This window comes from Hymenobacter latericoloratus (assembly GCF_014199535.1).
GTDB lineage: Bacteria > Bacteroidota > Bacteroidia > Cytophagales > Hymenobacteraceae > Hymenobacter > Hymenobacter latericoloratus.
The window spans coordinates 316045-342854 of the sequence record NZ_JACHNV010000002.1; the positions used below are offsets into that span (position 1 = coordinate 316045).

Here is a 26810-nt window from a genome sequence, read left to right on the forward strand (position 1 = left end):
CCCTAACCACCCGTTTGCTATGCCCGACGCTACCGCCCTCGCGCCCCTTGTTCTCTCTGACCGCATCAACGCCATGCAGGAGTCGCAGACCATTGCCATGGCCAAAAAGGCCCGCGAGCTGGCCGCCCAGGGCGTGGATGTGATTAGTCTGAGCTTTGGTGAGCCGGATTTTCAGACCCCGCAGTACATCAAGGACGCCGCCAAAAAGGCGCTTGATGAGGGCTTTACCTTCTACACCCCCGTGCCCGGCTACCCCGATCTGCGCCAGGCTATCTGCGACAAGTTTAAGCGCGACAATAACCTCGACTACAAGCCCGAGAATATTGTGGTGAGCACGGGAGCCAAGCAGTCGTTGGCCAACGCCGTGCTCAGCCTCATAAACCCCGGCGACGAGGTGATTGTGTTTTCGCCGTACTGGGTGAGCTACGAGGAAATGGTGAAGCTGGCCGAGGGTACGGCCGTGCCGCTGGTGGGCTCCCTGGAAAACGACTTCAAGGTGACGGCCCAGGAGCTGGAAGCGGCCATTACGCCCCGCACCAAGCTTATCATGTACTCCTCGCCCTGCAATCCCACGGGGGCCGTGTTTTCGCGGGAGGAGCTGGGCGCCATTGCGGAGGTAGTGGCCCGCTACCCCCAGGTGTACGTGCTGGCCGACGAGATTTACGAGTACATCAACTTTGTGGGCGAGCATGTGAGCATCGCGCAGTTTGAGGAAATCAAGGACCGGGTAATTACCGTGAACGGCTTCTCGAAGGGCTACGCCATGACGGGCTGGCGCGTGGGCTACCTGGCCGCCGATAAGAAGATTGCCAGCGCCTGCGAGAAAATGCAGAGCCAGATAACCTCCGGCACCTGCGCCATGACCCAGCGCGCGGCCCTGGCGGCCCTGCAGGGCGGGCGCTCCTCGGCCGATGAAATGGTGGAAGCCTACCGCCGCCGCCGCGACCTGGTGCTGGAGTTGGTGAAGGAAATTCCGGGCTTCCGGACGCCTACCCCCAGCGGCGCCTTCTACATCTTCCCCGATGTAACCGGCTACTTCGGCAAAACCACGCCCACCGGCGAGGTCATCAGCTCGGCCCAGGATTTGGCGCTGTACATGCTGAACGATGGCCATGTGGCCGCCGTGGACGGGGCCGCCTTCGGGGCGCCCAACTGCATCCGCTTCAGCACCGCCGCCGCCGATGAAAAGCTCCGCGAGGCTTTTATCCGCATCAAAAACAGCCTGGCCAAACTGAAGTAGTAACCAAAGCCAAAGGTATTGTGGGGGTAAGAAAAGCGCCACTCCCTAACGAGGGATGTGGCGCTTTCCACTTTTTGAACTGTCATCCTGAGCGGGAGCGAGGAATCTGGGGGAATCATATTCGGCTAACTCCAATTCCTGGCTCCCGCTCGGAATGACGGCCAAAACTTACCTTTGCGGCCTTTACTTCCTGAATCTGCCGTGATGCCTGCTGCCGCTGCCGCCTTGCCCGCTTCCCTAACTGAGTTGTTTGCCGCGTTCAATAACCTGACCGTCCTGATTGTGGGCGACGTGATGATGGACGCCTACGTGTGGGGCAAAGCCACCCGCCTCTCGCCCGAGGCGCCGGTGCCCGTGGTAAACGTGAGCCGCACCGAGCAGCGCCTGGGCGGAGCCGCCAACGTGGCCCTGAACGTGCAGGCCCTGGGCGCTACCCCCTTGCTGTGCGCCGTAATTGGCCAGGACCAGGGTGGCGACCAGCTACTGGAGCTGCTGCATACCACTGGCCTCTCGGCCGAAGGCATTGTGCGCTCCGCTCACCGGCCCACTACCGTGAAGCAGCGCATTCTGGCCCACGGCCAGCAACTCCTGCGCATCGACTCCGAGGTTGAAACCGATCTGAACTCTTCTGAAAACGCGGATCTGGCTGTGCGCTTCGGGCAGCTGCTCGACCGCACCGACGTGGTGATTTTCGAGGATTACGACAAGGGCGTGCTTAGTGAAGTCAGCATTCAACACTTCATCAGCCTGGCCCGGCAGCGCGGTATTCCTACCGTGGTGGACCCCAAGAAGAAAAACTTCCTGGCCTACCGGGGCTGCACCCTCTTCAAGCCCAACCTCAAGGAGCTGCGCGAAGGCCTGAAGCTGGAGTTCGGCGACACCGACGCCGACCGCCCGCATTTCGAAAGCGCCGTATCTCGCCTGCGCGAGCTGCTCCAGCCGGAAATTGTACTGGTTACTCTCTCGGAGCGGGGTGTTTTCGTGGAAAACGGCACCCTGGCGCGCACCTACATACCGGCTCACCTGCGTACCATCTCCGACGTTTCCGGCGCCGGCGACACGGTTATCAGCATTGCGGCGCTGTGCGTGGCGCTTGGTTTATCGGCGCCCGTAACCGCCGCGCTGGCCAACCTGGGGGGCGGGCTAGTATGCGAGCAGGTAGGGGTAGTGCCCATCGAAAAGCAGCAGCTTCTGGCCGAAGCCGAAGGGGTAGGGCTGACGCTGTAAGGCATGCGCCGAAACAGTTGATTTCTCGTCACTATACAAAACACGTCATCCTGAGCGTGCGAAGGGCCTTGTCAGGCCAGCACAAGTCATAGGAACGACTGTAGCACTGACGTAATAAGGTCCTTCGCACGCTCAGGATGACGTGTTTTGTTTATAAAGTAGCTAAGCCTAGCGGCGGCTGTGCTCTTTCACGGTTTCGATGAACACCTTCACGTTGTCGGGGTTGGTGTCGGGGTACACGCCGTGGCCGAGGTTGGCAATGTGGCGCTGCTGGCCGAACTGCTCCAGCATCTGAAGGGTGGCGGCGCGCACCTGCTCCGGGGTGCCGTAGAGGGCGCAGGGGTCGAGGTTACCCTGCAGGGTTTTGTCGCCGACGAGGGGGCGTACGGCGCGGGCATCCTGGTTCCAGTCGAGGCCGATGGTGCGGCAGGGCAGCTGGGCGAAATCCTCCACGGCCCAGAACGCGCCTTTGGCAAACACCGTTACCGGCACCTCCGGAATGGCGGCACAGATTTCGGCAATGTAGCGCGTGCTGAACTCCCTATAATGCGCGGGCGGCAGAATACCGGCCCAGGAATCGAACACCTGAATCAGGTTGGCCCCGGCCTGTACCTGGGCGCGCAGGTAGGCAATGGTGGTGGCCGTGATTTTGCGCAGCAGCTCGTGAGCCAGCTCCGGCTCGGCGTACAGCATGCGGCGGGCCTTGCTGAACGTTTTCGAGCCGTGGCCTTCCACCATGTAGGCCAGAATGGTCCAGGGGGCGCCGGCAAACCCGATCAGCGGCACCCGGCCGTTAAGGGCGCGCTTGGTTACCCGAATGGCTTCCAGCACGTAGCCCAAGTGCTCCTCGGGGTCAGCTACGCGCATGCGGGCGACATCCTGCGCGGTTTTGATGGTTTCGGGGAAGAGAGGCCCGCGAGCTTCCACCATTTCGTAGGTCAGGCCCATGGCTTCGGGCACCACCAGAATGTCGGAGAAGATGATGGCCGCGTCCACGTCCAGCGCATCCACGGGCTGAATAGTGACTTCGGCGGCCAGCTCGGGCGTTTCTACCAGTTCCTTGAAGCCACTGAGGCGGGCGCGCAGGGCGCGGTATTCGGGGAGGATGCGGCCGGCCTGGCGCATGAGCCACACGGGGGTGCGCTCGGTTTCTTCGCCACGGGCGGCGCGGAGGAGGAGGTCGTTCTTAATCACTGATTTTGCTGATTACGCGGATTGCGCAGATTCGTAAGCGAATAGCGGCGCGGGGCAAAGGTACGCTTCGCTTAGAAATACAAAGGGCGTGCGGAGGAAATAGAAATCTACTTACTCATCAATTCTAGAGAACGTAATTGTTTGTTCGTCAGGCAGGAAATGTACGGTTTGATACAGGCCTCGCTCAGGCGTATGTTTCGTGAAAATTCTGCAGGAAGATGGCTTTAACGGAGTATAAAGGGTAGCAGCAGACTTCTCTGCTTCGCCGGCAAATGGGGCTTGTGTATCGCATGAGAAGCTGAAATCAGCGGAAATCCGACCTAATATCAGGTAATAATCCTTTGGGCTGACCTGAATTTGGGCATTGCTGTAATAGTCACCACCTAGATCAAGCCCCGACATTTCTCCCTTTACTACCTCTCCTGATTCAGGAAAAGACAGGCCGGTTAATTGCTCGAACTCATTTTCAAACTCCCTATCGAGCGGAAAGTAAAACGAGTAAACCACGCTCAGACAGAAGGCTCCAAAGCCCGCCAGTAGCACCTGAGCTGCCACGGCCGCCCGCTGGTGATTTCGACGCTTTAGCCACCGGGAAAGTGCCCACAATCCTGCGGCCGGAAGGCCTGCCAGTGCGCAGACGCACAGAACCATCAGCGCAAGGAGGCTAGCAACTTCACCCATATTCTGCCACTACCGGCTCAGCCCCGGAAACAGCGCCGCAATGGCCGTAGCCAGGAAATTCACCCCGATGGCCAGGGTGATAAAGCCCATGATGCGGGCCAGGGCGGCCATGCCGGGCCGGCCCAGAAAGCGCGTGAGCCGCAACGAGGACATAAGAATGAGGTAGGCGGCCAGGGCCACCAGCACGAAGCCCAGGAAAATCAGGCCCATATCCAGAAAGCTCAGCTTTTCGGTGAACAAGCCGATGCACACGGCCATAGAGCCAGGACCCGAGAGCATGGGCATGGCCAGGGGCGTGAAGCTGATATCGTCCTTGTGGCGGCTTTCGTCGAGGGTAGCATCCGAAACTTTGCTGCGGTTGCCGCCGGGCGTGAGCAAATCGAAGGCCGAGCGCATGAGCAGGATGCCGCCCGCAATGCGCAGGTGGTGAATGTTGATGCCGAAGAAATTCAGCACGTACTGGCCCGCGAAAAAGGAAACGGCCAGAACTCCAATCATATAGATGCAGGCGCGCAGGGCTATGCCGGCCCGGTGCGTCGGCGTATCCTCCTCCGTCAGGGTCAGGAACACGGGCATGGCACTGAAGGGGTTCACAACCGAAAAGAGGGTAGTAAACGTGGCGAGCAGGATTTCCATAGGCGGGGAACACAACGGCGGCGGGTAAAGGTACGAGCCTTTGAGAATCAGCAAACAGGGAAAATGCTATGTTTATAGGCTCAACCGCACCGCTGGGAGGTCGTAAAAGCCTATCCCGGCCCGGCCGGTCCTGTTTTTCCTGTACTCTCCTATGCCTACCACGCTTCCCGCCGCTGCGGCCCCCGATATGCCGGCTCCCCACGATACGCCCCTGGTGGGTATTATTATGGGCTCCCAGTCAGATTTGAAAACCATGTCGGCGGCAGCTGAGCTGCTGCAGCAGTTCGGCATCACCTACGAAATCACCCTGGTATCGGCGCACCGTACCCCGCACCGGCTGGTGGAGTACGCCGAAACCGCCCGTAAGCGCGGCCTGCGCGTACTGATTGCCGGTGGAGGAGGCGCGGCCCATCTGCCGGGCATGATTGCCTCTTTCACTACTTTGCCCGTCATCGGGGTGCCTATCAACTCCACTACTTCCTTCCACGGCCTCGACTCCATCCTGTCGATGCTGCAGATGCCGGCGGGAGTGCCGGTAGCTACCGTGGCGCTGGATGGGGCCACCAACGCCGCCGTGCTGGCCACCCAGATTCTGGCCCTGCAGAATGCCCGCCTGGCCGATGTGCTGGAGAAGTATCGCACTTCCTTAAAGGACAAAGTAATGCGCACCATTGAGGAGTTGCGTAAAGGAGGATTCAATGATGACTAAGCTGCCCGGTTGCCTTCCTCTTTCTCCCACGCTTACTCTCTCCCCTCCGTGCCCGACCTCGACGTTCCACTCTGGCTGCAACTTGCGCACGGCCTGACCCTGCTGCTGGCCGTAGCCACGCTGGTAGCCACGCTGCTGCCCCTGCTGCGCCAGACCGCCTGGTGGATTCGCATCTTTGATTTCCCGCGCCTGCAGATTGTGGGTGTGCTGGTGCTGGTGTTAGCCGCCGGGCTGCTGCTGAAGTGGCACCGGCCCGCTGACGACACGTACTGGGCCCCCGGCCTGCTGCTGGCGCTGGCCGCCGCCGTTGTCTACCAGCTGCTGCGCATTATGCCCTACACCCGCCTGGTAAAAAAGCAGGTCGGCGACAGCACTCACAAAGACGGCCGCCGGCACCTGAGCCTGACCATGATGAACGTGCTGCAGTACAACAAACAGGGCCAGAAAGCTCTGCGGGTATTGCAGGATGCCGACTCCGATCTGATAATGGCGGTGGAGACTGACTTGTGGTGGCTGGAGCAGCTCCGGCCCCTGGAGCAGACTCACCCCTACACCTGCCACGAGCCCCTGGACAACACCTACGGCCTGCTGTTCTTCTCGCGCCTACCCCTGCACGGCTGCGAAGTAAAGTATCTGCTCGATGACGACGTGCCTTCCATTCATACGCTGGTAGAGCTGCCCGACGGCAAAACCATGGTGCGCGTGTACGGCCTGCACCCCAAGCCCCCGGCCCCGGCCGAAGCCAAAACCAGCACCAAGCGCGACGCCGAGCTGCTACTAGTCGGCAAAACCATCGACCAGAAAGATGAGCCTACCATTGTGTTCGGCGACATGAACGACGTAGCCTGGTCGCACACCTCCGAGCTGTTCCGCCGCATCAGTGGCCTACTCGACCCACGCGTGGGCCGTGGGCTGCTGCCCACTTTCCACGCCGGTTACTCCCTGCTGCGCTGGCCCCTCGACCACGTTTTCGTTTCCCCGCATTTCAAGGTAGATGACATGGAGCGGCTGCCCTACGTCGGCTCCGACCACTTCCCCATCTACATTAAGCTCAGCTACGAGCCCCACGACAAGGCCGAACAGGAGGAAAATGCCGAGGAAGCCGACGCCGACGACCACCACGAAGCCGTAGAAAAAATTCGGGAGGGCTTTGAGGAGGAAGACGAGGAAGAGCAGGATGAAGCTGCCAACCCCGACCGCAAGAAAGAACTTACTACCTAACCGCCAAAGTCGAAGCACTGCTGCTTCGGCCTTGGCGGTTAGAGCTCATCGTAGAGCCAGGCCATCTGGCTGCGGCTCACGGCCGGGGGGAGTAAGCGCATCACGGTGTTGCGCAGCCCGGTTAGTAGCGGGCTTTCCAGCTGACCTACCCGGCCCAGCTGCCAGGAGGTGCGCACAATGCGGGCGGTGCGGCCGCGACGGCGCTGCTCAACCTGCCGAAAAGCCCGCCCCAAATCGGGTTGGGCCTCCAGGCACTGAGCCAGCACGGCGGCATCCTCCACGGCCATGCCGGCCCCCTGGCCTAGGTTGGGGGTAGTGGCGTGCGCGGCGTCGCCGAGCAGCAGCACCCGTCCAAAGGCAAAACGCCGCAGGGGTTTCACGTCAAGGATGTCGTTCCAGAGCAGCTCCTCGTCGCGGGTGAGGGCCAGCAGCTCGGGTACGGGCGCGTGGAAGCCGGCAAACGCGCGCTGTAAATCTGTTGTGCGGTAAGCCCGGTACTGCGGGTTCTGAGGCTGCGGGCTGTTCAGGCAGGCAAACCAGTACACCTGGCCCTTGCCCACGGGCACGTAGCCAAAGCGCCGGCCCCGCTCGCCCCACGTCTCGCACGATTCGCCCACGGGCAAGTCCAGCCGGCTGGCATCTACCACGGCCCGCCAGCAGGTGTAGCCCGCATAGCGCGGCTCAGCGCGAGGCAGCAGCTGCCGCCGCACCCGGGAGCGGATGCCGTCGGCGGCAATTAGCGCGTCAGCCCGCACGGTGCGGCCATCAGCAAAGTGCGCGGTTACGCCGGTGGCATCGGTTTCCAGCCGCTCAAAAGCGCAGCCGAGCGTTAAGACGTCCGGGGGCAAACCTTGAGAAAGAACCTGCTGGAGCGCCGCCCGATGAATGCCCAGGTTGGGAAAGCCCAGGCGGGTAGTAAATGGGGCAGTGTCGGCGGCCTGGAGCAGCCGGCCCCGTTGGTCGCGCAGGTCGAGGCGGGTTACGGGTGAGCCCAGGGGTAGGACGGCCGCGTCTAGGTGCAGCTGGTGCAGGGCGCGCATGGCGTTGGCGCCCAGCACCAGGCCGGCGCCCACTTCGCGCAATTCCGGCGCCGCCTCGTGCACCCGCACCCGGTGGCCTTGCTGGAGCAGCGCGTGCGCCGCCGTGAGTCCGCCAATGCCCGCCCCAATAATCAGAAAATCAGCCATGCGCTTTGGGTTAGTCGTTGGGTAGGAAAAGCCGGCAAGCATTCCAAAGACCGACTTTTCCTGAGGAAGCTACCCGGCTGCAAGCTCAGAAGAAAATGGAATGCCCGGCTAAATAACGCCCACAAAAAAAGCCCGAAGCATCACTGCTTCGGGCTTTTTTAATCACAATCAGCGGAATCAAGAAAATCAGCGGTAATCTGCGATTTTACTTGCCTACTTCTTCGTAGTCCACATCCGTCACGTTGTCGTGGGACTGGCCCTGCTGGCCGTTGCCGCCAGCTTGGCCACCGAAGGGGTTGCCACCGTCAGCACCGGGCTGGCCGTCGGCGCCACCTTGGGTAGCGGCGTACATTTCCTGCGAGGCAGCCTGCCAAGCAGCGTTGATAGCGGCCATGGCGGTGTCAATCTGGCCGAGGTCTTTGCTCTCGTGGGCCTTCTTGAGGTCAGCTAGCGCATTTTCAACGGCCGTTTTGTTGCCGGCGCTCAACTTGTCGCCGTACTCGCTGAGCTGCTTTTCGGTCTGGAAGATCATCGAGTCAGCCTGGTTAACTTTCTCAATGCGCTCCTTCTCCTGCTTGTCAGCTTCGGCGTTGGCGGCAGCTTCGTTGCGCATGCGCTCAATGTCGGCGTCGGTGAGGCCCGACGAGGCTTCGATGCGGATTTTCTGCTCCTTGCCGGTGCCTTTGTCTTTGGCCGAAACGTGCAGAATGCCGTTGGCGTCGATGTCAAAGGTTACTTCGATTTGCGGAACACCGCGGGGTGCCGGCGGAATCGAGTCGAGGTGGAAGCGGCCGATGGTGCGGTTCTGCGAAGCCAGCGGACGCTCGCCCTGCAATACGTGAATCTCTACCGAAGGCTGGTTGTCGGAAGCCGTCGAGAAGGTCTCGGACTTCTTGGTCGGAATGGTCGTGTTCGACTCGATGAGCTTGGTCATTACGCCGCCCATCGTTTCGATACCCAGCGAAAGCGGGGTCACGTCGAGCAGGAGCACGTCCTTCACTTCCCCGGTCAGCACACCGCCCTGGATGGCAGCGCCTACGGCTACTACTTCGTCGGGGTTAACGCCCTTCGAAGGCTTCTTACCGAAGAACTTCTCTACCTCTTCCTGAATGCGGGGGATACGGGTCGAGCCACCTACCAGGATTACTTCGTCGATGTCGGAAGTGCTCAGGCCAGCGTCTTGCAGCGCCTTTTTGCAGGGCTCCATCGAGCGGCGCACCAGCGAGTCAGCCAGCTGCTCGAACTTCGCGCGGCTCAGCTTTACTACCAAGTGTTTCGGGCCCGAAGCGGTAGCCGTTACGTAGGGCAGGTTGATTTCCGTTTCGGTCGAAGACGACAGCTCTACTTTGGCTTTCTCAGCAGCTTCTTTCAGACGCTGGAGGGCCATAGCGTCTTTGCGTAGGTCGAGGCCTTCGTTCTCGCTGGCGAAGGTTTCCGCCAGGAAGTTGATGATTACTTGGTCGAAGTCGTCGCCACCGAGGTGGGTGTCACCATTGGTGCTCAGTACTTCGAACACACCATCACCCAGCTCCAGAATCGAGATGTCGAAGGTACCACCACCGAGGTCGTACACGGCAATCTTCTGGTCTTTGTGCTTCTTGTCGAGGCCGTAAGCCAGGGCAGCAGCGGTGGGCTCGTTGATGATGCGCTTCACATCGAGGCCAGCAATGGCGCCAGCTTCTTTGGTAGCCTGGCGCTGGGCATCGTTGAAGTAAGCCGGAACCGTAATAACGGCTTCGGTTACCGTGGTGCCGAGGTAGTCTTCGGCGGTCTGCTTCATTTTCTGCAGAACCATGGCCGAAATTTCCTGGGGCGTGTACTGACGGTCGCCAATTTGCACGGCTACCGTGTTGTTGGAACCGCGCACCAGCTCGTAAGAAACGTGCTTAGCTTCTTCGGTCACTTCGCCGAAGCCGCGGCCCATGAAGCGCTTAATCGACTGCAGCGTATTCTTGGGGTTGGTAATGGCCTGACGTTTGGCGGGGTCACCGACTTTCCGTTCGCCTTTACCGTTATCGAGGAACGCCACGATGGAGGGAGTCGTGCGGCGGCCTTCGCTATTCGGAATTACCACCGGCTCGTTGCCTTCCATTACGGCCACGCACGAGTTGGTGGTGCCGAGGTCAATACCGATTATTTTGCCCATGTGAATGGTTGTATAGTAAGAGTTGAAGTGTCAGATACTAGATGCGAATCACTCGCACCGGGGGAATTACAAGACGCGTACCAGCCAAGAAAATGCCTTTCTTTCGTGACAGATTGTCATTTTGGAATAACTCGTGGTACCGTTTCGCGACGGTCTGACTTCTACGATAAAACCAGAGGTAGGATATGCTGACAGGTGGGCAGGATGTGGTACATTCGGATTTGTCATCCTGAGCTTGCGAAGGGCCTTATCGCGCCCGATCTATTCTTGTAGCGGTGCTTCGTGCTAGTGTAATAAGGTCCTTCGCAAGCTCAGGATGACATACTATTTTATCATAAACTCCCTCACCGTGCTTTCCCATAACGCTTTATGTTTCCACCAATACGGCTCGTGGCCGGAGCGGGGGAAATCCTGGCGCTTCCTGGGGCCGCGCAGGGCGGCGTAAATGGCGTCGGTTTCCGGGCGGGTTACGCGCGGGTCGGCTTCGCCCCACATCAGCAGGGTAGGAGTGGTGATACGAGCAGCGTACCGGGTAGCATCGAGGTCAAAGGCCCAGAAGTTGTTTTCCACTCCGCCCCAGAATACCAGCAGGTTGGCCATCGGAAAGGGCGGGACGTGCATGGAGCGGAAGCGGCTCTGGGCGGTTTCAAGCATGGAGCCGTAGGGGCACTCCAGCAGGTTGGCCGTGGGGCGCACGCCCAGCTCGGCTTCGGCCCGGAGGGTAGCCACGGCGCCCATGGAGTTGGCGTAAATGAATACCGGCCCCGGCCGCTGCTGCAGCCACTGCACCACCGCCGCCACATCTTCAGCCTCGTGGTGGCCCACGGTGCAGACGTTGCCCTCGGAGCCGCCGTTACCCGCAAAATCAGTCAGCACAACGCTGTAGCCCAGGCTGCGGAAATAGGCGGCCTCGGAGAGCAGTTTTGCTTTCGAGCTGGTGTAGCCATGAAATAGGGCCACCGTGCCGCGCGCGTTCGGGACCTCGCCGTGCCACACTTCCAGCCGCCCGTTGGGGCTTTCGAGGTAGGTAGTGACGTAGGGAAAGTCGGGAGCGGCGTGGTTGACGGGCTTGGGATTTTTGATGCCCGTGACCAGCACCCACAGCTTTTGCAGCAGCGTCAGCTGTTCGGGGTTATCAGTATGGGTGCCCACTTCGGTAGTGAAGTGCGTGAACCGCCAAGCGTGGAAAGCGGCTACCACGTTCAGCAGCACAAAGGCCAGGGCCGCCAGCACAGCCAGCCGCCGCAGTTTTCGGGCGTGGCGCATACTGCGGCTTAGCTACGCCCGGAGCGGCCCCCCGCCGCGCCTGGTTTGCGGGGCGCGCTACCCCGTCCGGCCGACTTAGGGCCGGGCTTGCTGCCGGTTTTGCCGGGGGTAGCGTTGCGGCCCGCGCCCCGGGTGCCGGCGGTGCGGGAGCTGCCGGCCGGTTTGGTGCCGGGGAGAGTATAACCGCTGCGGTTAGTGCTGCGCGGTTTTTCGCCGGCGGGCCGCACGCCGCCGGGCCAGTATTCGGAGCCTTTACCGGGCGTTTTGAAGGTGCCGGCCGCGGCGGTCTGGGCCGCCATGTCTTCGGTCAGGGCCTGTACTTCCTCTTTGGTCAGGTCGCGCCACTCGCCGGGCTGGAGCTTATCCACCCGCAAATCGGCAATGCCGACGCGCACCAGGCGCAGGGTGGGGTAGCCCACAGCAGCCGTCATTTTGCGCACCTGCCGGTTCATGCCCTGCGAAATCCGGATTTGCACCCAGGTGGTCGGGATGTTGGCCCGGAACCGCACCGGCTTGCTTCGCTCCCAAAGCTGGGGCGTTTCGGGCAGCAGGGCTACCTCGGCGGGGGTAGTAAAACCAGTTTTCAGGTCCACACCCCGGCGCAGGTTCTCCAGCGCTTCCTCGGTTGGCACGCCCTCTACCTGCACCCAATACGTTTTCGGTACCTTGAAGCGCGGTTCCGACAGACGGTGCTGCAGCTGCTTATCGTCGGTGAGCAGCACCAGCCCTTCGGAATCGTAGTCGAGGCGACCCACGGGGTAAATGTTCGGGACGTTAACAAAATCCTTGAGCGTTTTCCGGCCGGTTTCGTCGGTAAACTGAGTCAGGACTTCGTAGGGCTTATTGAGCAGAATGTAGCGCATGCGGGGCATGAGCCTTCCAGCTCACGTAAAAGCAGTAAAAACAGGATTCCGGACCAGGGCCGGAACCGGAGCGGCCTGCTCCCGTTTCCTACCCCGTCCGGAACGGCAAAGGTACGCTTTACTTCTGCAGGCGCTTCTGCCGGACGCTTTCCGCTATCAGCATGCGCACCTCGCCGTTGGGCCGCACCACGTACTCGCCACTGTCGCGCACTGAAATGCCGTTGCGCATCTCGTCGCGGTAGTCGTGAAGCACCAGCGTGCCAATGCGCACGGAGTCGGCGGGGGTAGGGGCGGGCGGGGCCGGCAGTCCGTTAATCCGGGCCATCTGAGCCAGGTATTGCAGGGAGTCGCGCTTGGTGTAGGGCTTGTGCCGGAATTTGCCCGGGAAGTAGTTTTTAGGATCAGAAACGCGCATGCGCACGAAATCCTGCACAGCCAGCTCGGCCTTCTGTTCCGCGTTTTTGTCGCAGGCGGTCAGCAGAAGAGTTGCGGAGAGCAAAGGGAAAAGCAGACGGTTCATGGGAGGAGAATGGAAGACGTAAACCTGGGCTCCGGTCCTCTTTCCAAAGAGGCAGCACTCAGCGCAACAGGTGTTTTTTCGGAGAGGTAAAGGTCTGCACTTCTGGCTTGCCACGGAAAAGCAGAAGGCCGAAGTCGTGTGGGCAGCGGTCTTATATCCCGCCCGAATACTTGCGGGTCGCCCATTCCACCGTCATCAGCCCCAGCAGCAGGAAAAACAGCCACTTCAAATTAATCAGGTCCTTTAGGTCTTCGTGCTCATAAATCACGGGCTTGTAGTTGGCCTTCTGAATGTCCTGGGCGAGTTGGGCGAACTGGGCGGGGTAGTAGAGGCGCTGCCCGCTGCGCCGGGCTACCTGGTAGAGCAGGTTGTGGTCGGCCCGCGACTGGAGGGCTTCCAGCTGCTGCTCCTGCACCAATACCTCGCCCTGGTCTTGCTGCGCCTGCCCACCCAGAGTAGCCCGCGCCACGTAGCGGTACAGGCCGGCCGGCAGCGGCCCCAGGTGCAGGGGTGAGCCATCGGGGCTGTTGGTGTACGTGAAGGTGCGGGTTTTGCGCTGCTCATCGGTGAGTGTGAGCGTGATTTGCTGGCCGTAGATGCGCTCGAAGATGGCGTTGTAAGTTTCGGCCCCGAAGGTCACGTCGTCCGGGGTGTTGAAGGCGTCCTGGGTGGGGTACACATCGAGGCGCTTCTTGTTGGCGTTCTGGGTCAGCAGCTGCAGGGTCCGCACCACCAGCCGGTCGTAGGCCTCGGGCCGGTCGTCGTGCTCGGCGGCTTCCTGCAGGCGCCACTGCCAGCTGCCTTCCGTGAGCAGGGTAGCCTGGCGCTGCTGAGGCGTGCCCCCGAATACCAGCAGGGGCTTCTGCGTTTTTACGCGGCCTGCCTGCTGCCACAGCGCGGCCTCAGCCCCGCTACCCAGGCGCGCCTCCCCGAACGGCACCGGCGCTGGGGGATAGGCCGCGAACCGGCGCAAAGCATCCTCTTCAAACGAAAAGCGGGTGAAGGTGGCATTGGGTACGGGCGTCACGTCATCGGTCTGCCCGCCGCGGGGCGTCACGGTCAGGCCCGTGCTCAGGGCGTTGTAGGCGCTGTAGTTCGACTGGGCCCCCAGAATGTACAGGGCCGGTACGCGGCGAGCTTTCACCTGGGCCAGCACCTCGGCGCCTACCCCCGTCTGGGCCGGCAACTGGTGCAGAATGGCCACGTCGAAATCCTGGGGTTGAAGCGGGCTGATGCCGGGCAGGTAGGTAGCGAGGTCGAAGTTGTCGTTTTGCAGAATGGCCGCGCGCAGGGCCTTTAGGTCGGGGTGGGGGGCGGCGCCGGCCAGCAGCACTCGCAGCTTGCCCTTCACGATGTCGAGGTAGGCAAACTTCTGGTTGTTGAGGGCCGTGAACTCGCCGGGCAGCTTTTCCACTACCACTTCGTAGCGGCGCTTGCCGGGGGCCGGGGCCGTTACCAGGAAGGTGGTTTTGGTGCGCCGCTGCCCGGCAGGCAGGCTCACGCGCTTGGTTTGCAGCACTCGGCCATTCTCGCGCAGCAGCACGGTTGCGGTAGTGCCAGTGGGGTAGCCGTCGTAAGCCAGCTCGGCTTCGATAGGAAACTGGTTGCCGCTGAACGCCACGCGGTTGTAGGTCAGGGCGGGCAGGCTGACGTCTTTCTTGGGCACCGTATCGCCGACGCCAATGGCGTAAATCGGGAAGCGGTAGGAGGTGTATTGGGGGGCGCGGCCCTGGTTTACTACCCCATCCGATACCAATACTACCCCCGCCAGGTTCCGTTCCTGAAACCCCTCGCCGATGCCCGTGAGCAGCCCATCAAGGTCGGTAGCCGGAGCCTGAAACCGTAGCGAATCGGGCCGGGCCGGACGGCTGCCGGCGGAAAGCGTGCGAGTTTCTACCCGGAAGCCCCGGCCGCGCAATGTTTCGGCCAGCTGCGCCAGCCCCTGGGTGGCCTGGGTCAGGACAGCCGGCGGCGTGAACAGCCCCACCGACTGCGAGTTGTCGACGGCCAGCACCACGGTCGGCGCTTCAGTGGTAGTGGTGGTGGTTTTCAGGAAGGGGGAAAGGAGCAGGAAGCACAAAAAGCTCACCACCGCAAAGCGCACGAAGGCCAGTGCGTAGTTGATGGTCCGGCTCCAGGGGGCCTTAGCCGAGTAGAGCAGGGCCGCGTAGCCCGCGCCTACCAGCAGGCACAGCAGTATAAACCAGGGAGAAGCAGATAGTAGCAAATGCCAACGGAATCAGTGTGAACCTAAGAACCCCGGATTACCACGCAGAGTTGCGCGGGTGAGGGTTGGGGCGGATAGCGAAGGTAGGGAGTTGCGGGGGGAGTAGGCCTGACGTTATAGCAGGCAATATACACGAGCCGAATAGTGGATCTTTGTATTTATGAACAGCAAGCTGCAGACCGCCATAGAAAATCTATACTGTGTCTTTGCCAAGTACCCACTAGACCCTCATATGGAGGGTAGCCCCTTGCATAGTGATTTGTTAATCTGGAATCGCACTTTGGCAGCTCGGCCACTACGAGAATTATCCGTTGACCACCTGGGTATCTTTTATTTCAAAGTGATGACTACTTGGGGTGATGTGGATGATTTCCGGCATTTTCTTCCTCGAATTTTTGAACTGCTTGCTACGCTTGATACTGGTTGGGAAGAATGGGTAGCATTGGATAAACTGCGTTATGGGCATTGGCAAACATGGCCAGTATCTGAACAAAACGCTATAAAGGATTATCTGTTAACGCTGTGGAATGAATTGCTCAATACAGATTTAGAAATAGCTGATGCTGCCTTCTCAGACTACTTTCCAGCTATTATGAATGTGTATCCTGACGTTGAACTATTGCTATCTATATGGAGTGAATTTAAGAGCCCAGTAAGTATTAAGCGGTTGATTGATTTTGTAGATCGTAATGCTGATATGGTAATAGGAAGTAAACGGCTATCCGTCTTTGATAGAGACGCAGGACCTGGAATTCTGTTCAGTCGCTGGCTTACTAACAAAACAATAATTGAAATGCTGACAACTATCTTCTTTCAAAACCCGGAAGCGGAATATGCTACCCAATTATCAAGCCTTATTCAACTGCTAGAAGCTACCAATAAAGTAGCCAACGCAGATTAACGCTACTCACCGCACCGTCACCAGCTCCGGGCTTTCCAGCATCCGGACCGGCGAAATAACCTTTTCATCCAGTGGAATGCGCTTGCCGTAGCGCTCCTGCAGCTTGGCTTGCACGGCTGGGTGGCCTAGGTCGAACTCGCGCAGGGCCTGGAGCTTTCCGATTTCACGGCCGGTGGCCTGGTGATACATCTTCCAGAGCAACTCCGAGCAGTACATCCGCTCATCGGACCAGCCGAAGTAAAGGTCGTAGTTGCGGCCGCGGTACTGTTCGCCGGCGGCTTGCAGACGCTGAAGGGCTGCAGGTGTCAGAACGGTTTCCGCATCGCGCAGGCGCTTAACCACAAACTGCCCGTTTTTGCCGCGCGCCACCCAAGCTGCCAATGACGTTTCGCTGACTGGCTGCACGGCCTCGAACACGCGCCACTCCCCGTTCTTTTTGAATAAAATGCCGCAGTGGCTGTACGGCGAGCGGGTGGCCAGCTGAATGGCTTGGCTTGGCTTTGCGCCGACTGGGAGGTGTGAAAGATCAGGTCGCCGTTGCGCAGGCGGGTAGAAATCTGCTCAGCAGCTTTGAAGGCAGTTTGCTGCCGCTGATAGCGCACGTATCGGTGGTGCAAATGGGGGTAGGCCACCAGCGAAACAGTAAGCAGCAACAGCAGCGCCAACAAAATCTTGAGCTTCATTCGAGGCGAGAAACGGGTTGCGGCTAAGGTAAGCGCGTGGCAGATTGGCTGTGCTACAGATTGCACGGGTAGTTAGAAAAATGTCTGTCATCCTGAGCGCAGCGAAGGACCTTACCCCGCCTGAAGAACGAGCATAACAGCGCCTCGTTCAAGCGTAAGAAGGTCCTTCGCTGTGCTCAGGATGACAGTCGCTTTTCTTGAAAGCGTATTTTCCTACCCCCTCTATTCTTATCTAACTACTGCCACTTCCGGCTCCGGCGCGGCGGCCTGACTGCGGCGGCGGAAAACCAGCGCCACGCAGAACAGGATGCCGCCCGTCACCAGCGCTGCGCCTACCCAGTCGGGGGAGGTGTAGCCCAGGCCGGCGGCAATGGGCAGGCCGCCCAGGTAAGCGCCCAGCGCGTTGCCCGTGTTAAAGCCCGATTGGCTCAGCGAAGAAGCCAGCATTTCCGAGCCCTTGGCCGAGCGAATCATCAGCATCTGGATGGGCGCGGCCGTGGAGAATGCCAGCGCCCCCGTGAGCATGGTCATGACAACCGTCGGGAGTTGGTAGGGCGCGGCCACGGGCACCAGGAGCAGAGAGGCCGTCATGGCTGCCAGTAGGAAGGTAGTAGCCCGCAGGGGCGAGATACGGTCGGTGAGCCAGCCGCCGAGCAGGTTGCCCAGGGCCATGCCCACGCCGGCCAGCACCATCAGAAACGCCACCGTATTGGGGCCGAACCCGCTTACCTCCGTGAACAGCGGCACGATGTAGCTAAACCACGCGAAAAAGCCCCCGTTGCCCAGCACGGTTATCCCGATAATCAGCCAGGGCTCCAGCTTGGTGAAGGCGTGAAATTCCTGGCGCAGGTTGGTTTCTTTGGCGGCCAGATTGGGCATCAGCCGCAGCACACTCACCACCGTCAGCAGGGCTACCACCACAATGAGCACAAACGGAATCCGCCAGCTGAAATGGTGGCCCAGGTAGGTGCCAATGGGCACCCCAATGATGTTGGCAAACGTGAGGCCCGCAAACATGATGGAAATGGCCTGCGCCTCCCTGCCCGGCTGGGCCAGCCGGCCCGCCACCACGGCGCCTACCCCGAAAAACGCCCCGTGCGGCAGCCCCGAAACAAAGCGCGTCAGCAGCATCAGGTGGTACGAGGAGGCCAGCACCGACAGCCCGTTGCCCACGGCAAACAACGCCATCAGCAAGGCCAGAATTTTCCGCGGCGGCAGCTTGCCGGTGAGGGCCACCAGCAGCGGAGCGCCCACCACTACCCCCAGGGCATAGGCCGAGATGAAGTGGCCGGCATCCGGAATGCTGATGCGCATGGCGCGGGCAATATCCGGCAGAATGCCCATCATGACGAACTCCGTCATGCCAATGCCGAACCCGCCCAGCATGAGCGGTAGCAATACAAGTTTCGATTTCATAGCGGGGGTAGGGGCGGGGCGGCGGGCGCAACAAAAAACGTGTCGGGCTGGCAGGCCCGCTTCGCAAGCCCGTACAACCCGACACGTACCAGTCTTGTTCAAAAAGAGGCTGCCCTAGGTCAGCATGCCGCCATCAACTTGCAGCACTTGGCCGGTGATATAGGCCGATTCTTCGGAGGCCAGGAAGGCAGTAGCTTTGGCCACGTCCTCGGGCGAGCCGCCGCGACGCAGCGGGATGGCTTTGCGCCACTCATCTACCTGCTTCTGGTCGAGGGCATCAGTCATTTCGGTTTCAATGAAGCCCGGCGCAATGGCGTTGCAACGAATATTGCGCGAGCCCAGCTCCAGAGCCACCGATTTGGTGAAGCCGATGATACCGGCTTTGGAAGCGGCGTAGTTAGCTTGGCCAGCGTTGCCCTTGATGCCTACTACTGAGGTCATGTTGATGATGCTGCCGGTTTTGGCGCGCATCATGGGCTTGGTGGCGGCTTTGGTCAGGTTGAACACCGATTTCAGGTTCACGGCCAGCACCTGGTCCCACTGCTGCTCGCTCATGCGCATGAGCAGGCCATCCTGGGTGATGCCGGCGTTGTTGACCAGAATATCCAGCTTGCCAAACTCAGCTACCACCTCATCTACCAGCTTTTCCGCCTCGGTGTAGATGGAAGCGTCGGACCGGAAGCCCTTCACCTTGGTGCCGAAAGCCGAAAGCTCCTGCTCCAGCTGCTGGCCTTTCTCCACGCTGGAGAGGTAGGTGAAGGCCACTTGCGCGCCCTGCTGGGCGAAATACACCGCAATAGCGCGGCCAATTCCTTTGGAAGCACCCGTGATGAGGGCCACTTTTCCGTCAAGCTGTTTCGTCATGCCAGCGAAGGTAGCAACGAAAGCCTAACCTGCTACCCCTTGGTTTGCGCTACACCCTCTACCCGGGCGCTAATGGCCGAGCTTTTGGGCAACTGACGCTACATCAGCTGTAGCCAGTTGGAGGCCAGCTCCTGATTATCGAACGCCAGCACAATGGGCCGGGTGCCGAGTTGCTGCTGCATGGAAAGGTCGGCGGAGAGGCGGCTGTACACGTTGGGCGAGTACACCCAGGCAAAATACTCCAGCCCGGCGTCGGCCATCATCGGAAACCAGGTGGCGCCCACCCACCCCGACGCATCGCTCCACATGCTGGTTACTTCCGTATTATCATTGAGGAGCTTGGTGCACCGCTCAAACTGTAGGTGTTCTAGCAGGCGCAGGCAGCCCGCCTGCACCGATTCCAGGCTCTGGTCGCCGGTCCAGTTGGCGTACAGCCAGTCGCGCTGGTAGTCGTAGGAAATGGTGATGGTAGGATCCTGATGTAAAAGTCGGAGAGCCATTGGCAAGTAAGGCAAGAGCCTAGAGTCGGGAAGCAAAATTATGAGAAGCCAGCCAGAAGCAGGCCTTCTGGTTGAAGTAGCGCAATTGGTTTGCGAAAGGCAGCAGCGCGGGGTACGCCGGTTGCGCTTTGGTTTCAGGTAGCACTGAGGCCGGCAAGCAAAGGCCGCTGTATGTATGGCTGAGGCTGCGTTGTGGCAGCAGTAGCGCAGATGGCAACCCAAAGGTTGCGGCTCGTATCTTCGCTACCCCTATGCCCGACACCGATATCTGCATTCTGGGCGCTGGCCCGGGCGGGGCCACGGCGGCCCTGCACCTGGCCCAGGCCGGCCACCGTTGCCTGCTGCTCGACCGCGCCACCTTCCCCCGCGACAAAGTATGCGGCGACGCCCTCAGCGGCAAAGTGCTCAGCGAGCTGCGCCGGCTGGGCCCGGAGCTGCCCGCCCGCTTGGCCGCCGAGCCCATTCAGCTGCCCAGCTGGGGCATTGATTTCTACGCGCCCAACGGCCGCCGTTTGGCCGTGCCCTTCAAGCCGAAGTACAACCCCGCCACCGACCGCAGCGCCGGCCACATCAGCAAGCGCCTGCACTTCGATAACTTTCTGATTGAAGAGGTACGCCGCCGCCCGGAAATCGACTTCCGGGAAAATACCGAGGTAGCCCGCCACGAGCAATTGCCCGACGGCCGCTGGCGCCTGTTCGGGCCCGATGACGTTGAAATAACCACCTCCCGGTTGCTGTTGGTGGCCAACGGCGCGCAATCCAGCTTTGCCCGGCAAGTGGGCGGCCACGCGCTGGAGCCGGCCCACCACTGCGCCGGCCTGCGGGCCTACTACCGGGGCGTGCAGGGCCTGCACCCCGATAATTTCATTGAGCTGCACTTCATTCGAGAGTTTCTGCCCGGCTACCTCTGGGTGTTTCCGCTGCCCAATGGCGAGGCCAACGTGGGGGTGGGTATGCTCACCGAAGCGGTATCGAAAAAGAAGGTAAAGCTGCGCGAGCGGCTGGATGAGATACTGCAGACGCATCCGGCCCTGAAGGAGCGGTTTGCCACCGCCGAGCGGCTGGGGCCGGTGCGCGGGTTCGGGTTGCCCCTAGGCTCCAAACGCCGCCCGCTTTCCGGCCCCGGCTACCTGCTGCTCGGTGATGCAGGCTCCCTCATCGACCCATTCAGTGGTGAGGGCATCAGCCACGCTATGGTATCGGGCCGCCACGCCGCCGACTGGGCCGGGCGGGCGCTGGCGGCGCAGAACTTCTCGGCCGGTTTTCTGCTCGGCTACGACCAGGCCGTGTACAACCGCCTCTGGCAGGAGCTGCGCCTGAGCCGGGCCATGCAGCGCCTGCTGGGCTACCCCTGGCTGTTCAACTTCGTGGCCAACCGCGCCGCCAACAACCCCACCCTGGCCGAAACCATCAGCAACATGTTCCTCGACCTGGACCTGCGCGAGCGGCTGCGCCAGCCCAGCTTCTACGTTAAGCTGCTGATGGGGCGGTGATATGGTGAATTTGTGAAGTTGTGAAGTTGTGTCATGGCGAGGCACGAAGCCATCCTTCCTCTTTGTGTGACAAACCTCATAAAGTGAAAAGCCCCTACTTCCAGCGCGGATGTAAGGGCTTCTCACAGTAAAAGGGGTAGCACGTTGGTCAGGACGGATGGCTTCGGTGCCCTCGCCATGACACCACTTCACCATCTCACTACTTGCCTGCGTAGCGGCGCAGGCTTTTTTCGGCCTCGGGGTTAAGCATGGTGGCTTTTTCCAGGTCGGCTTTGGCTTCGTTGGGCTTGTTGATGGAAGCGTAGCTAATGCCGCGGTACTCGTAGGCATCGGCGTAGTTGGGGTCGAGGCTGATGGCTTTGGCGAAGTCCGGAATGGCACCCTTGAAGTTGAACAGCTGCATCTTGGCGGCACCCCGACCAAAATAAGCCTCCTTGTCCTGGGGGTTGTACTTCACGGCCTTGGTAAAGTCGGAAATAGCGGCGCTGTACTCCTTAAGCTTGAGACGGTTGAGGCCCCGGTTGTAGTAGGCTTCCGCGTTGGTAGGCTTCAGGCGCAGCGCGGCGTTGTAGTCGGCTACGGCCTCCCGGTAATCTTTCAGGTGGCTTTTCGCTTTAGCCCGGGCCAGCAGGGCGTCGAAGTCGCGGGGTTTAGCCTTGAGGGCGGCATCGGCCGTGCGAATTTCGGCGCGGTAGTCGGCGTTGGTTTTGCGGGCGGCGGGTTCTACGGGTAGGGCAGGGGTAGGGGCAGAGGCCACGGAGGCCGTAGCCGTGCCATCGGCGGCCCGGGCTGCCGTGTCGGCCGAGCGGGCAATGGCCATTTCCCGGGCCGCGTTCCGCGAAGCCGAGGTCGGGCGCTCCACCTCCGTGGTGCTGCGGGCGCAGTCTGTCAGGGAAAGTAAAGCCAGGCTGGTAAAAAGCGAAAGTATAGGTGCTTTCATGGAGAGTTCAGAGTGAAAAAAGGGCAGGCGCAACGGCCCGTAATCGGGTAACGGCTCTTGTACGGGCACCCTTTAGGAAAGGCTAAGCCCGGCCCCAAAATTTTGTCCGGGGCCCGCAGGCCCCAGCGGAACCGGGCAGCGTGGCAGAGTAGCGCGGCCTGCCTATCTTTGCCGGGCCACCTGCCCGCCCGAAGCAGCCGGTGGTCCTTCCTTCTAAACCTTCAACCGAACACAACATGGCATTGCAATACGACCTGGTCGTTATCGGCAGCGGCCCCGGCGGCTACGTCGCGGCTATCCGGGCTTCGCAGCTGGGCTTGAAAGTAGGCGTGGTGGAGCGCGAGTCGCTCGGCGGCATCTGCCTCAACTGGGGCTGCATTCCCACCAAAGCCCTGCTCAAGAGCGCCCAGGTATTTGAGTACCTCAACCACGCCGGCGACTACGGTCTGAAGGCGGAAGGCGTAGGCTACGACTTCGGCGCCGTGATTCAGCGCAGCCGCGGCGTGGCCGACGGCATGAGCAAGGGCATCAACTTCCTGTTCAAGAAAAACAAGATTGACGTGGTATCGGGCACCGGCAAACTGCTGGCTGCCGGTAAGGTAGAAGTGACCAAGCCCGATGGCGGCAAGGAAACCGTAGAGGCCAAGCACATCATTCTGGCCACCGGCGCCCGCTCGCGCGAGCTGCCCGCCCTGCCCATCGACGGCAAGAAAATCATCGGCTACCGCCAGGCTATGGTGCTGCCCGCCCTGCCTAAGCGCCTCGTGGTTGTGGGCTCCGGCGCCATCGGCGTGGAGTTTGCCTACTTCTACCGCACCATGGGCACCGAGGTAACGGTGGTGGAGTACCTGCCCCGCATCGTGCCCGTGGAGGACGAAGAAGTATCGCGGCAGATGGAGAAATCCTTCAAGAAAATCGGCATCAACGTGCTGACTTCGGCCGAGGTAACGAAGGTGGACACCAGCGGCGAAGGCTGCAACGTAACGGTTAAGACCGCCAAAGGCGACCAGCAGATTGCCTGCGACGTGGTACTGAGCGCCGCCGGCGTAGTTACCAACCTCGAAAACCTGGGCCTCGAAGAATTGGGCATCAACGTAGAGAAAGGCCGCGTTATCGTGGACGACTACTACCAGACCAACGTGCCCGGCATCTACGCCATCGGCGACATCGTACCCGGCCCCGCGCTGGCTCACGTAGCTTCCGCCGAAGGCATCATCTGCGTCGAGAAAATTGCCGGCCACCACCCCGAGCCGCTCAACTACCAGAACATTCCCGGCTGCACCTATGCCTCGCCGGAAATTGCCTCCGTGGGCCTCACCGAAGCCGAAGCCAAAAAGCAGGGCTACGATGTGCTGGTAGGTAAATTTCCCTTCTCGGCCTCGGGCAAAGCCTCCGCTGGTGGCGTGAAGGACGGCTTCGTGAAGGTTATCTTCGACAAGAAGTACGGCGAGTGGCTGGGCGCCCACATGATTGGGGCCAACGTGACGGAGATGATTGCCGAAGTGGTCGTGGCCCGCAAGCTCGAAACCACTGGCCACGAAATCATTAGGGCCGTGCACCCGCACCCCACCATGAGCGAGGCCGTGATGGAAGCCGCCGCCGCCGCCTACGGCGAGGTGATTCACCTGTAAGCCTGGCTGCGGCTGCCAGCGCAACGCAGCTGGTGCTGAGCAAAAACGCCCCAGCCGGACCCGGTTGGGGCGTTTTTACTTGTGTTTACTTTTACCCTGCACATTTCGTATGAAACACATTCTACTTCTGCTCTGCGGCTTCTGCATCAGTTGGGTTACGGCGTGGGGCCAGGCTCCACCGCTTGAAAAACGGCAGCTACTCAACGGCCGGGTCGAGCTACTGGTGCCCGCAGGTTTCGCGCCCATGAACAAGGAGATGCTGGCGCTGAAGTATCCGGGCGGGCGGCCGCCCCAGGAAGTGCTGACCGACGAGCGGGGAGCCACCAACGTAGCCTTCTCTCTCACTACTACCCCCGTAACCCAAGAGAACCTGCCGTATTTTGAGCAGCAGATGCACGCCATAATGCAGAAAGCGCAGCCCAAAGCCATCTGGTACGGCCATGGAACGCGCAAGGTGCATGACCGGCAGGTTGGCTATCTGGAGCTGATGACGCCTGCGGTAGATACAGAGGTGTACAACCTCATTTTCTTTACGGACCTGGACGGGCACGTACTGGTGATGACCTTCAACTGCGTCAAAAAAGATGTAGCTCTGTGGAAGGATAAGGCCCAGGAGATGGTGCAGTCGTTGCGCGTGCTCAATCCGTAGCGGAAGTATCATCAAACACAAGTGTCCCATCGGCTAGGCTGATTTGCAGCAGTCTGGCCGATGGGACACTTGTGTTTACTAGTCACTACTGCGCCTGGTACTTGCCCTTGATGAAATCAAGCATGCCCTGGTCGTCTGAGGCTTCGGTTTTGGTGGCTTCCTGCTTCCAGAGGGCTTCTACTAGCAGCAGCAGCAGCTCGGTTTCCTTATCCGGGTCGGTGTAGCCCAGCTTCTGAAAGGCTTGGCGCAGCAGGGCCGGCACGGGCTTCATAAACCGCTCGTGCTGCTGCCGGGCCATTTCAGAGTCGGTAAGGCGGTACTGCAGCTTCCAGAAGTGAGGCTCCGCCTGCACCAGCTTGAAGGGCAGCTCAATAACACTATGGATAAAAGCCAGCGGATCGGGTTCGGCAAGGCCGCCCCGGTTATCCTCAATGATGCGCTTATAGCCATTGCGAATTACAAACTCTAGGAGCTGGTCTTTGGAGCCAAAATGCTTGAAAATAAGAGCTTCTGAGACTCCCGCTGCCTTGGCAATCAGCTGGGTCGAAGTATTCTCGAAGCCTTTGTCCCCAAATAGCTGCAATGCTACCTCTGCAATGTGCTGTTTGCGGTTCGTCATACGATTCGTTCGATTGTGGTGCGGCTCCAGCCGCGCTGAAGCTTCTGTCTGAAACAACAGAAACACCGCAAGTTCGGGCCTTGGAACCTAAATCAAGCTATTTTTTTAGAATCATCCACAGATTTGCCTGCTCCAGTAGATGAAGTAAAAACGGCTAAAAACAGAAGCCGGCCGATTTGGGGATACCAAATCGGCCGGCTACGTGGGTTTCCGATAACCAGCGGGCAGCAGCGCCGGGGGTACAGCTGCGCGGTCCTCGAAGGGTACCGGATGGGGTGGGGTTCATCCGGGTAAGCGGGGCGTGGGAATTATGTACCGGTAGTTAGTGGGAGTAGCTGCCGGATTGATGATGCAATAATAAGCAATAACTCGGAAAGCTGGTAAGTATTAGCTCACTTATTTTTGTAAGTAATCACTCACCAATGTTTATCTATTATGTAAGCGCCTGATAGTGAGCTAAGAATGATGGTGTTCAAAATTTTGTCTTTTTTGACAGCACTACCACCAACACTGCCAATGGGTTAGGTACAAGAAGTTGAGCAGAGGCAGCACTTACCCTCACCAGGCACGCGAAGTGTATGAAGCATTGCAAGTCTAGTGTGCCATCAGGGCACTATCTGTCCGGAACCGTGCAACCTTGGCGTGAATCTCTGCCAGCCCCAGGTTATGCACGCTGCCCAGATGCGTGGTCTGGAACTCCCGGTGCGGGCGGTAGCTGCCATCTTCTACGGCTTGGCCCACTTGTTTGTAGGCAGTGCGGAAAGGAGTGCCGCTTTGGATGAGCTGGTTAATGTTCTCTACCGAGAATACCGCATCATATTTTGGCTGGTTAAGCAAATCAGGTTTGATGCGCAGCTGAGGAAGGGCGAAAAGCACGATGTCCAGGATGTTGAGCAGCTGGGTCATGGGCTCGAAGAGCAGCTCCTTCAGAATCTGAAAGTCGCGGTGGTAGCCGCTGGGCAGATTGCTGGTGGCCAGCATCAGCGTGTTGGGCAGGGCCTGCAGGGCATTGCAGCGGGCCCGGATCAGCTCAAACACATCGGGGTTCTTTTTGTGGGGCATGATGCTGGAGCCGGTAGTAAACGCGGCTGGCAGCTCCACAAATGCCAGATCCTGAGAGTTGTAGAGCACCAGGTCGTAGGCCATTTTGGCCAGGGTAGCGGCCATGCCAGCCAGGGCAAAGGCCACTGTCTTTTCCGTTTTGCCCCGCAGCATCTGGGCCCCTACGCTGCTCACGGCCAGATTACCAAAACCCATTTCCCGCGTGGTTTGCAGCCTATCGATGGGGAAGGACGAACCGAAGCCCGCGCCCGAGCCCAACGGGTTCTGGTCAGCTACCGTATGGGCGGCTTCAAACAAGGCCAGATCCAGGAGCAGGTGCTCGGCGTAGGCCGAAAACCAGAGGCCGAAGGAGCTGGGCATGGCCGCCTGGAAGTGGGTGTAGCCGGGCATCAGGTCGGCGTGGTGCTGCTCGGCTTTCTGCAGCAGCACCTCTACCAGTTCCAGGGTGCGAGCGGCAGCACGCTTAGTGTAGTCCTTCAGAAACAGCTGGATAGCCGTCAGCACCTGGTCGTTGCGGGAGCGGGCGGTATGAATCTTTTTGCCCGCGTCGCCGAACTTTTCGGTGAGGTAGAACTCAATCTTGGAGTGCACATCCTCGAACTCGGCCTCAATGGTAAAGGTGCCGGCCTCCAGCTGGGCGACCAGCTCGGCGAGGCCCTGCTGCAGCTGCCCGTTTTCCTCTTCGGAAATCAGCCCAGCCTGGGCCAGCATGTTGGCCTGCACCCCGGACGCCTGCACATCGAAGCGGGCCAGATACATATCCAGCTCCCGGTCGTGGCCCACCGTGAACTGTTCAATTTTCTTATCGACGGCAATGCCTTTATCCCAGATTTTCATGCTTGGTTGGTTTTCACGACGAATGGAGCCGTGGTATGGGGTGGAACAGAGCGTTATGCTGAGCGCAGTCGAAGCATCTCGCGTGCTGATGTTGCCAT

The 26810-nt window shown here is 60.2% G+C and carries 24 protein-coding genes; 8 read left to right on the plus strand and 16 right to left on the minus strand.

Annotated features, from left to right (window positions below):
- The first annotated feature begins 19 nt into the window (after positions 1 to 19).
- Both GGU46_RS07060 and GGU46_RS07065 read left to right on the plus strand, forming a co-directional pair.
- A complete protein-coding gene (locus GGU46_RS07060; RefSeq protein ID WP_183402857.1) occupies positions 20 to 1240 on the plus strand; it encodes a pyridoxal phosphate-dependent aminotransferase in 1221 nt (406 codons plus the stop codon).
- A gap of 204 nt (positions 1241 to 1444) precedes the next feature.
- Positions 1445 to 2467, plus strand: coding sequence for a bifunctional heptose 7-phosphate kinase/heptose 1-phosphate adenyltransferase (locus GGU46_RS07065; protein ID WP_183402858.1), 1023 nt, complete (start codon positions 1445 to 1447; stop codon positions 2465 to 2467).
- A gap of 168 nt (positions 2468 to 2635) precedes the next feature.
- Here GGU46_RS07065 and hemE read toward each other — a convergent pair whose 3' ends face one another.
- The 3 genes from hemE to GGU46_RS07080 all read right to left on the minus strand — a co-directional run bounded on the left by hemE (position 2636) and on the right by GGU46_RS07080 (position 4978).
- On the minus strand, positions 2636 to 3661 hold the full coding sequence (hemE, locus tag GGU46_RS07070) for a uroporphyrinogen decarboxylase (RefSeq protein ID WP_183402859.1): 1026 nt from the start codon (positions 3659 to 3661) through the stop codon (positions 2636 to 2638).
- Positions 3662 to 3772: 111 nt separating this feature from the next.
- Positions 3773 to 4342, minus strand: coding sequence for a hypothetical protein (locus GGU46_RS07075; RefSeq protein WP_183402860.1), 570 nt, complete (start codon positions 4340 to 4342; stop codon positions 3773 to 3775).
- A gap of 9 nt (positions 4343 to 4351) precedes the next feature.
- Complete coding sequence (locus GGU46_RS07080; protein WP_183402861.1) at positions 4352 to 4978, minus strand: MarC family protein; 627 nt, start codon at positions 4976 to 4978, stop codon at positions 4352 to 4354.
- 151 nt (positions 4979 to 5129) lie between these two features.
- Here GGU46_RS07080 and purE point away from each other — a divergent pair, with 151 nt between their 5' ends.
- Entirely contained in the window at positions 5130 to 5687 is a 558-nt protein-coding gene (gene purE, locus GGU46_RS07085) for a 5-(carboxyamino)imidazole ribonucleotide mutase (protein ID WP_246398887.1), read from the plus strand.
- A 48-nt stretch (positions 5688 to 5735) separates the two neighbouring features.
- Positions 5736 to 6908 (plus strand): endonuclease/exonuclease/phosphatase family protein, encoded by a 1173-nt coding sequence (locus GGU46_RS22065; RefSeq protein WP_183402862.1) that lies wholly within the window; start codon positions 5736 to 5738, stop codon positions 6906 to 6908.
- Between the two features lie 38 nt (positions 6909 to 6946).
- On the opposite strand, the gene GGU46_RS07095 is transcribed toward GGU46_RS22065, so the two are convergent.
- From GGU46_RS07095 to GGU46_RS07120, 6 genes are all read right to left on the minus strand, one after another.
- Entirely contained in the window at positions 6947 to 8095 is a 1149-nt protein-coding gene (locus GGU46_RS07095; RefSeq protein WP_183402863.1) for an FAD-dependent monooxygenase, read from the minus strand.
- A 205-nt stretch (positions 8096 to 8300) separates the two neighbouring features.
- Positions 8301 to 10241 carry a molecular chaperone DnaK gene (dnaK, locus tag GGU46_RS07100; RefSeq protein WP_183402864.1) on the minus strand — a complete coding sequence of 647 codons (1941 nt, stop codon included), beginning with the start codon at positions 10239 to 10241 and terminating at the stop codon, positions 8301 to 8303.
- Between the two features lie 324 nt (positions 10242 to 10565).
- Positions 10566 to 11507, minus strand: a complete 942-nt coding sequence (locus GGU46_RS07105; RefSeq protein WP_183402865.1) for an alpha/beta hydrolase — start codon at positions 11505 to 11507, stop codon at positions 10566 to 10568.
- Positions 11508 to 11515: 8 nt separating this feature from the next.
- Positions 11516 to 12379 (minus strand): pseudouridine synthase, encoded by an 864-nt coding sequence (locus GGU46_RS21885; protein ID WP_246398873.1) that lies wholly within the window; start codon positions 12377 to 12379, stop codon positions 11516 to 11518.
- Positions 12380 to 12488: 109 nt separating this feature from the next.
- The gene (locus GGU46_RS07115; RefSeq protein WP_183402866.1) at positions 12489 to 12890 is read right to left on the minus strand and encodes a hypothetical protein; all 402 of its coding nucleotides are present in this window, start codon (positions 12888 to 12890) and stop codon (positions 12489 to 12491) included.
- A 151-nt stretch (positions 12891 to 13041) separates the two neighbouring features.
- Positions 13042 to 15117: a vWA domain-containing protein gene (locus GGU46_RS07120; protein WP_246398871.1), complete on the minus strand. Its 2076-nt coding sequence runs from the start codon at positions 15115 to 15117 to the stop codon at positions 13042 to 13044.
- A gap of 160 nt (positions 15118 to 15277) precedes the next feature.
- Between GGU46_RS07120 and GGU46_RS07125 the strand changes: the two genes are divergently transcribed.
- A complete protein-coding gene (locus tag GGU46_RS07125; protein WP_183402867.1) occupies positions 15278 to 16018 on the plus strand; it encodes a hypothetical protein in 741 nt (246 codons plus the stop codon).
- Positions 16019 to 16024: 6 nt separating this feature from the next.
- Here the strand turns inward: GGU46_RS07125 and GGU46_RS07130 are convergent, their stop codons facing one another.
- From GGU46_RS07130 to GGU46_RS07145, 4 genes are all read right to left on the minus strand, one after another.
- Positions 16025 to 16504 carry a YiiX family permuted papain-like enzyme gene (locus tag GGU46_RS07130; RefSeq protein WP_317171901.1) on the minus strand — a complete coding sequence of 160 codons (480 nt, stop codon included), beginning with the start codon at positions 16502 to 16504 and terminating at the stop codon, positions 16025 to 16027.
- 425 nt (positions 16505 to 16929) lie between these two features.
- Positions 16930 to 18117 carry an MFS transporter gene (locus GGU46_RS07135; protein WP_183402868.1) on the minus strand — a complete coding sequence of 396 codons (1188 nt, stop codon included), beginning with the start codon at positions 18115 to 18117 and terminating at the stop codon, positions 16930 to 16932.
- 114 nt (positions 18118 to 18231) lie between these two features.
- Positions 18232 to 18981, minus strand: coding sequence for a 3-oxoacyl-[acyl-carrier-protein] reductase (gene fabG, locus GGU46_RS07140; RefSeq protein ID WP_183402869.1), 750 nt, complete (start codon positions 18979 to 18981; stop codon positions 18232 to 18234).
- Positions 18982 to 19079: 98 nt separating this feature from the next.
- Complete coding sequence (locus GGU46_RS07145) at positions 19080 to 19481, minus strand: hypothetical protein (RefSeq protein ID WP_183402870.1); 402 nt, start codon at positions 19479 to 19481, stop codon at positions 19080 to 19082.
- Positions 19482 to 19732: 251 nt separating this feature from the next.
- Between GGU46_RS07145 and GGU46_RS07150 the strand changes: the two genes are divergently transcribed.
- On the plus strand, positions 19733 to 20974 hold the full coding sequence (locus GGU46_RS07150; protein WP_183402871.1) for an NAD(P)/FAD-dependent oxidoreductase: 1242 nt from the start codon (positions 19733 to 19735) through the stop codon (positions 20972 to 20974).
- A 199-nt stretch (positions 20975 to 21173) separates the two neighbouring features.
- Here GGU46_RS07150 and GGU46_RS07155 read toward each other — a convergent pair whose 3' ends face one another.
- Positions 21174 to 21914, minus strand: coding sequence for a tetratricopeptide repeat protein (locus tag GGU46_RS07155; protein WP_183402872.1), 741 nt, complete (start codon positions 21912 to 21914; stop codon positions 21174 to 21176).
- A 236-nt stretch (positions 21915 to 22150) separates the two neighbouring features.
- Here GGU46_RS07155 and lpdA point away from each other — a divergent pair, with 236 nt between their 5' ends.
- Together lpdA and GGU46_RS07165 are read left to right on the plus strand one after the other, a co-directional pair.
- On the plus strand, positions 22151 to 23545 hold the full coding sequence (gene lpdA, locus GGU46_RS07160; protein ID WP_215906280.1) for a dihydrolipoyl dehydrogenase: 1395 nt from the start codon (positions 22151 to 22153) through the stop codon (positions 23543 to 23545).
- 109 nt (positions 23546 to 23654) lie between these two features.
- On the plus strand, positions 23655 to 24194 hold the full coding sequence (locus GGU46_RS07165) for a hypothetical protein (protein ID WP_183402873.1): 540 nt from the start codon (positions 23655 to 23657) through the stop codon (positions 24192 to 24194).
- Between the two features lie 85 nt (positions 24195 to 24279).
- Here the strand turns inward: GGU46_RS07165 and GGU46_RS07170 are convergent, their stop codons facing one another.
- Both GGU46_RS07170 and argH read right to left on the minus strand, forming a co-directional pair.
- Complete coding sequence (locus GGU46_RS07170) at positions 24280 to 24813, minus strand: TetR/AcrR family transcriptional regulator (protein ID WP_183402874.1); 534 nt, start codon at positions 24811 to 24813, stop codon at positions 24280 to 24282.
- A 594-nt stretch (positions 24814 to 25407) separates the two neighbouring features.
- The gene (argH, locus tag GGU46_RS07175) at positions 25408 to 26712 is read right to left on the minus strand and encodes an argininosuccinate lyase (RefSeq protein ID WP_183402875.1); all 1305 of its coding nucleotides are present in this window, start codon (positions 26710 to 26712) and stop codon (positions 25408 to 25410) included.
- Positions 26713 to 26810: the final 98 nt, after the last annotated feature.

Coding starts and splice junctions, on each gene's coding strand:
- lpdA (WP_215906280.1), top strand. CDS start 22,151: ATGGCATTGCAATACGACCTGGTCGTTATCGGCAGCGGCCCCGGCGGC.
- GGU46_RS07155 (WP_183402872.1), bottom strand. CDS start 21,914: ATGAAAGCACCTATACTTTCGCTTTTTACCAGCCTGGCTTTACTTTCC.
- dnaK (WP_183402864.1), bottom strand. CDS start 10,241: ATGGGCAAAATAATCGGTATTGACCTCGGCACCACCAACTCGTGCGTG.
- GGU46_RS07165 (WP_183402873.1), top strand. CDS start 23,655: ATGAAACACATTCTACTTCTGCTCTGCGGCTTCTGCATCAGTTGGGTT.
- GGU46_RS07150 (WP_183402871.1), top strand. CDS start 19,733: ATGCCCGACACCGATATCTGCATTCTGGGCGCTGGCCCGGGCGGGGCC.
- fabG (WP_183402869.1), bottom strand. CDS start 18,981: ATGACGAAACAGCTTGACGGAAAAGTGGCCCTCATCACGGGTGCTTCC.
- GGU46_RS07095 (WP_183402863.1), bottom strand. CDS start 8,095: ATGGCTGATTTTCTGATTATTGGGGCGGGCATTGGCGGACTCACGGCG.
- GGU46_RS07060 (WP_183402857.1), top strand. CDS start 20: ATGCCCGACGCTACCGCCCTCGCGCCCCTTGTTCTCTCTGACCGCATC.
- argH (WP_183402875.1), bottom strand. CDS start 26,712: ATGAAAATCTGGGATAAAGGCATTGCCGTCGATAAGAAAATTGAACAG.
- GGU46_RS07075 (WP_183402860.1), bottom strand. CDS start 4,342: ATGGGTGAAGTTGCTAGCCTCCTTGCGCTGATGGTTCTGTGCGTCTGC.
- GGU46_RS07080 (WP_183402861.1), bottom strand. CDS start 4,978: ATGGAAATCCTGCTCGCCACGTTTACTACCCTCTTTTCGGTTGTGAAC.
- GGU46_RS07105 (WP_183402865.1), bottom strand. CDS start 11,507: ATGCGCCACGCCCGAAAACTGCGGCGGCTGGCTGTGCTGGCGGCCCTG.
- GGU46_RS07135 (WP_183402868.1), bottom strand. CDS start 18,117: ATGAAATCGAAACTTGTATTGCTACCGCTCATGCTGGGCGGGTTCGGC.
- GGU46_RS07125 (WP_183402867.1), top strand. CDS start 15,278: ATGAACAGCAAGCTGCAGACCGCCATAGAAAATCTATACTGTGTCTTT.
- GGU46_RS07065 (WP_183402858.1), top strand. CDS start 1,445: ATGCCTGCTGCCGCTGCCGCCTTGCCCGCTTCCCTAACTGAGTTGTTT.
- purE (WP_246398887.1), top strand. CDS start 5,130: ATGCCTACCACGCTTCCCGCCGCTGCGGCCCCCGATATGCCGGCTCCC.
- GGU46_RS07170 (WP_183402874.1), bottom strand. CDS start 24,813: ATGACGAACCGCAAACAGCACATTGCAGAGGTAGCATTGCAGCTATTT.
- GGU46_RS07145 (WP_183402870.1), bottom strand. CDS start 19,481: ATGGCTCTCCGACTTTTACATCAGGATCCTACCATCACCATTTCCTAC.
- GGU46_RS21885 (WP_246398873.1), bottom strand. CDS start 12,379: ATGCCCCGCATGCGCTACATTCTGCTCAATAAGCCCTACGAAGTCCTG.
- GGU46_RS07115 (WP_183402866.1), bottom strand. CDS start 12,890: ATGAACCGTCTGCTTTTCCCTTTGCTCTCCGCAACTCTTCTGCTGACC.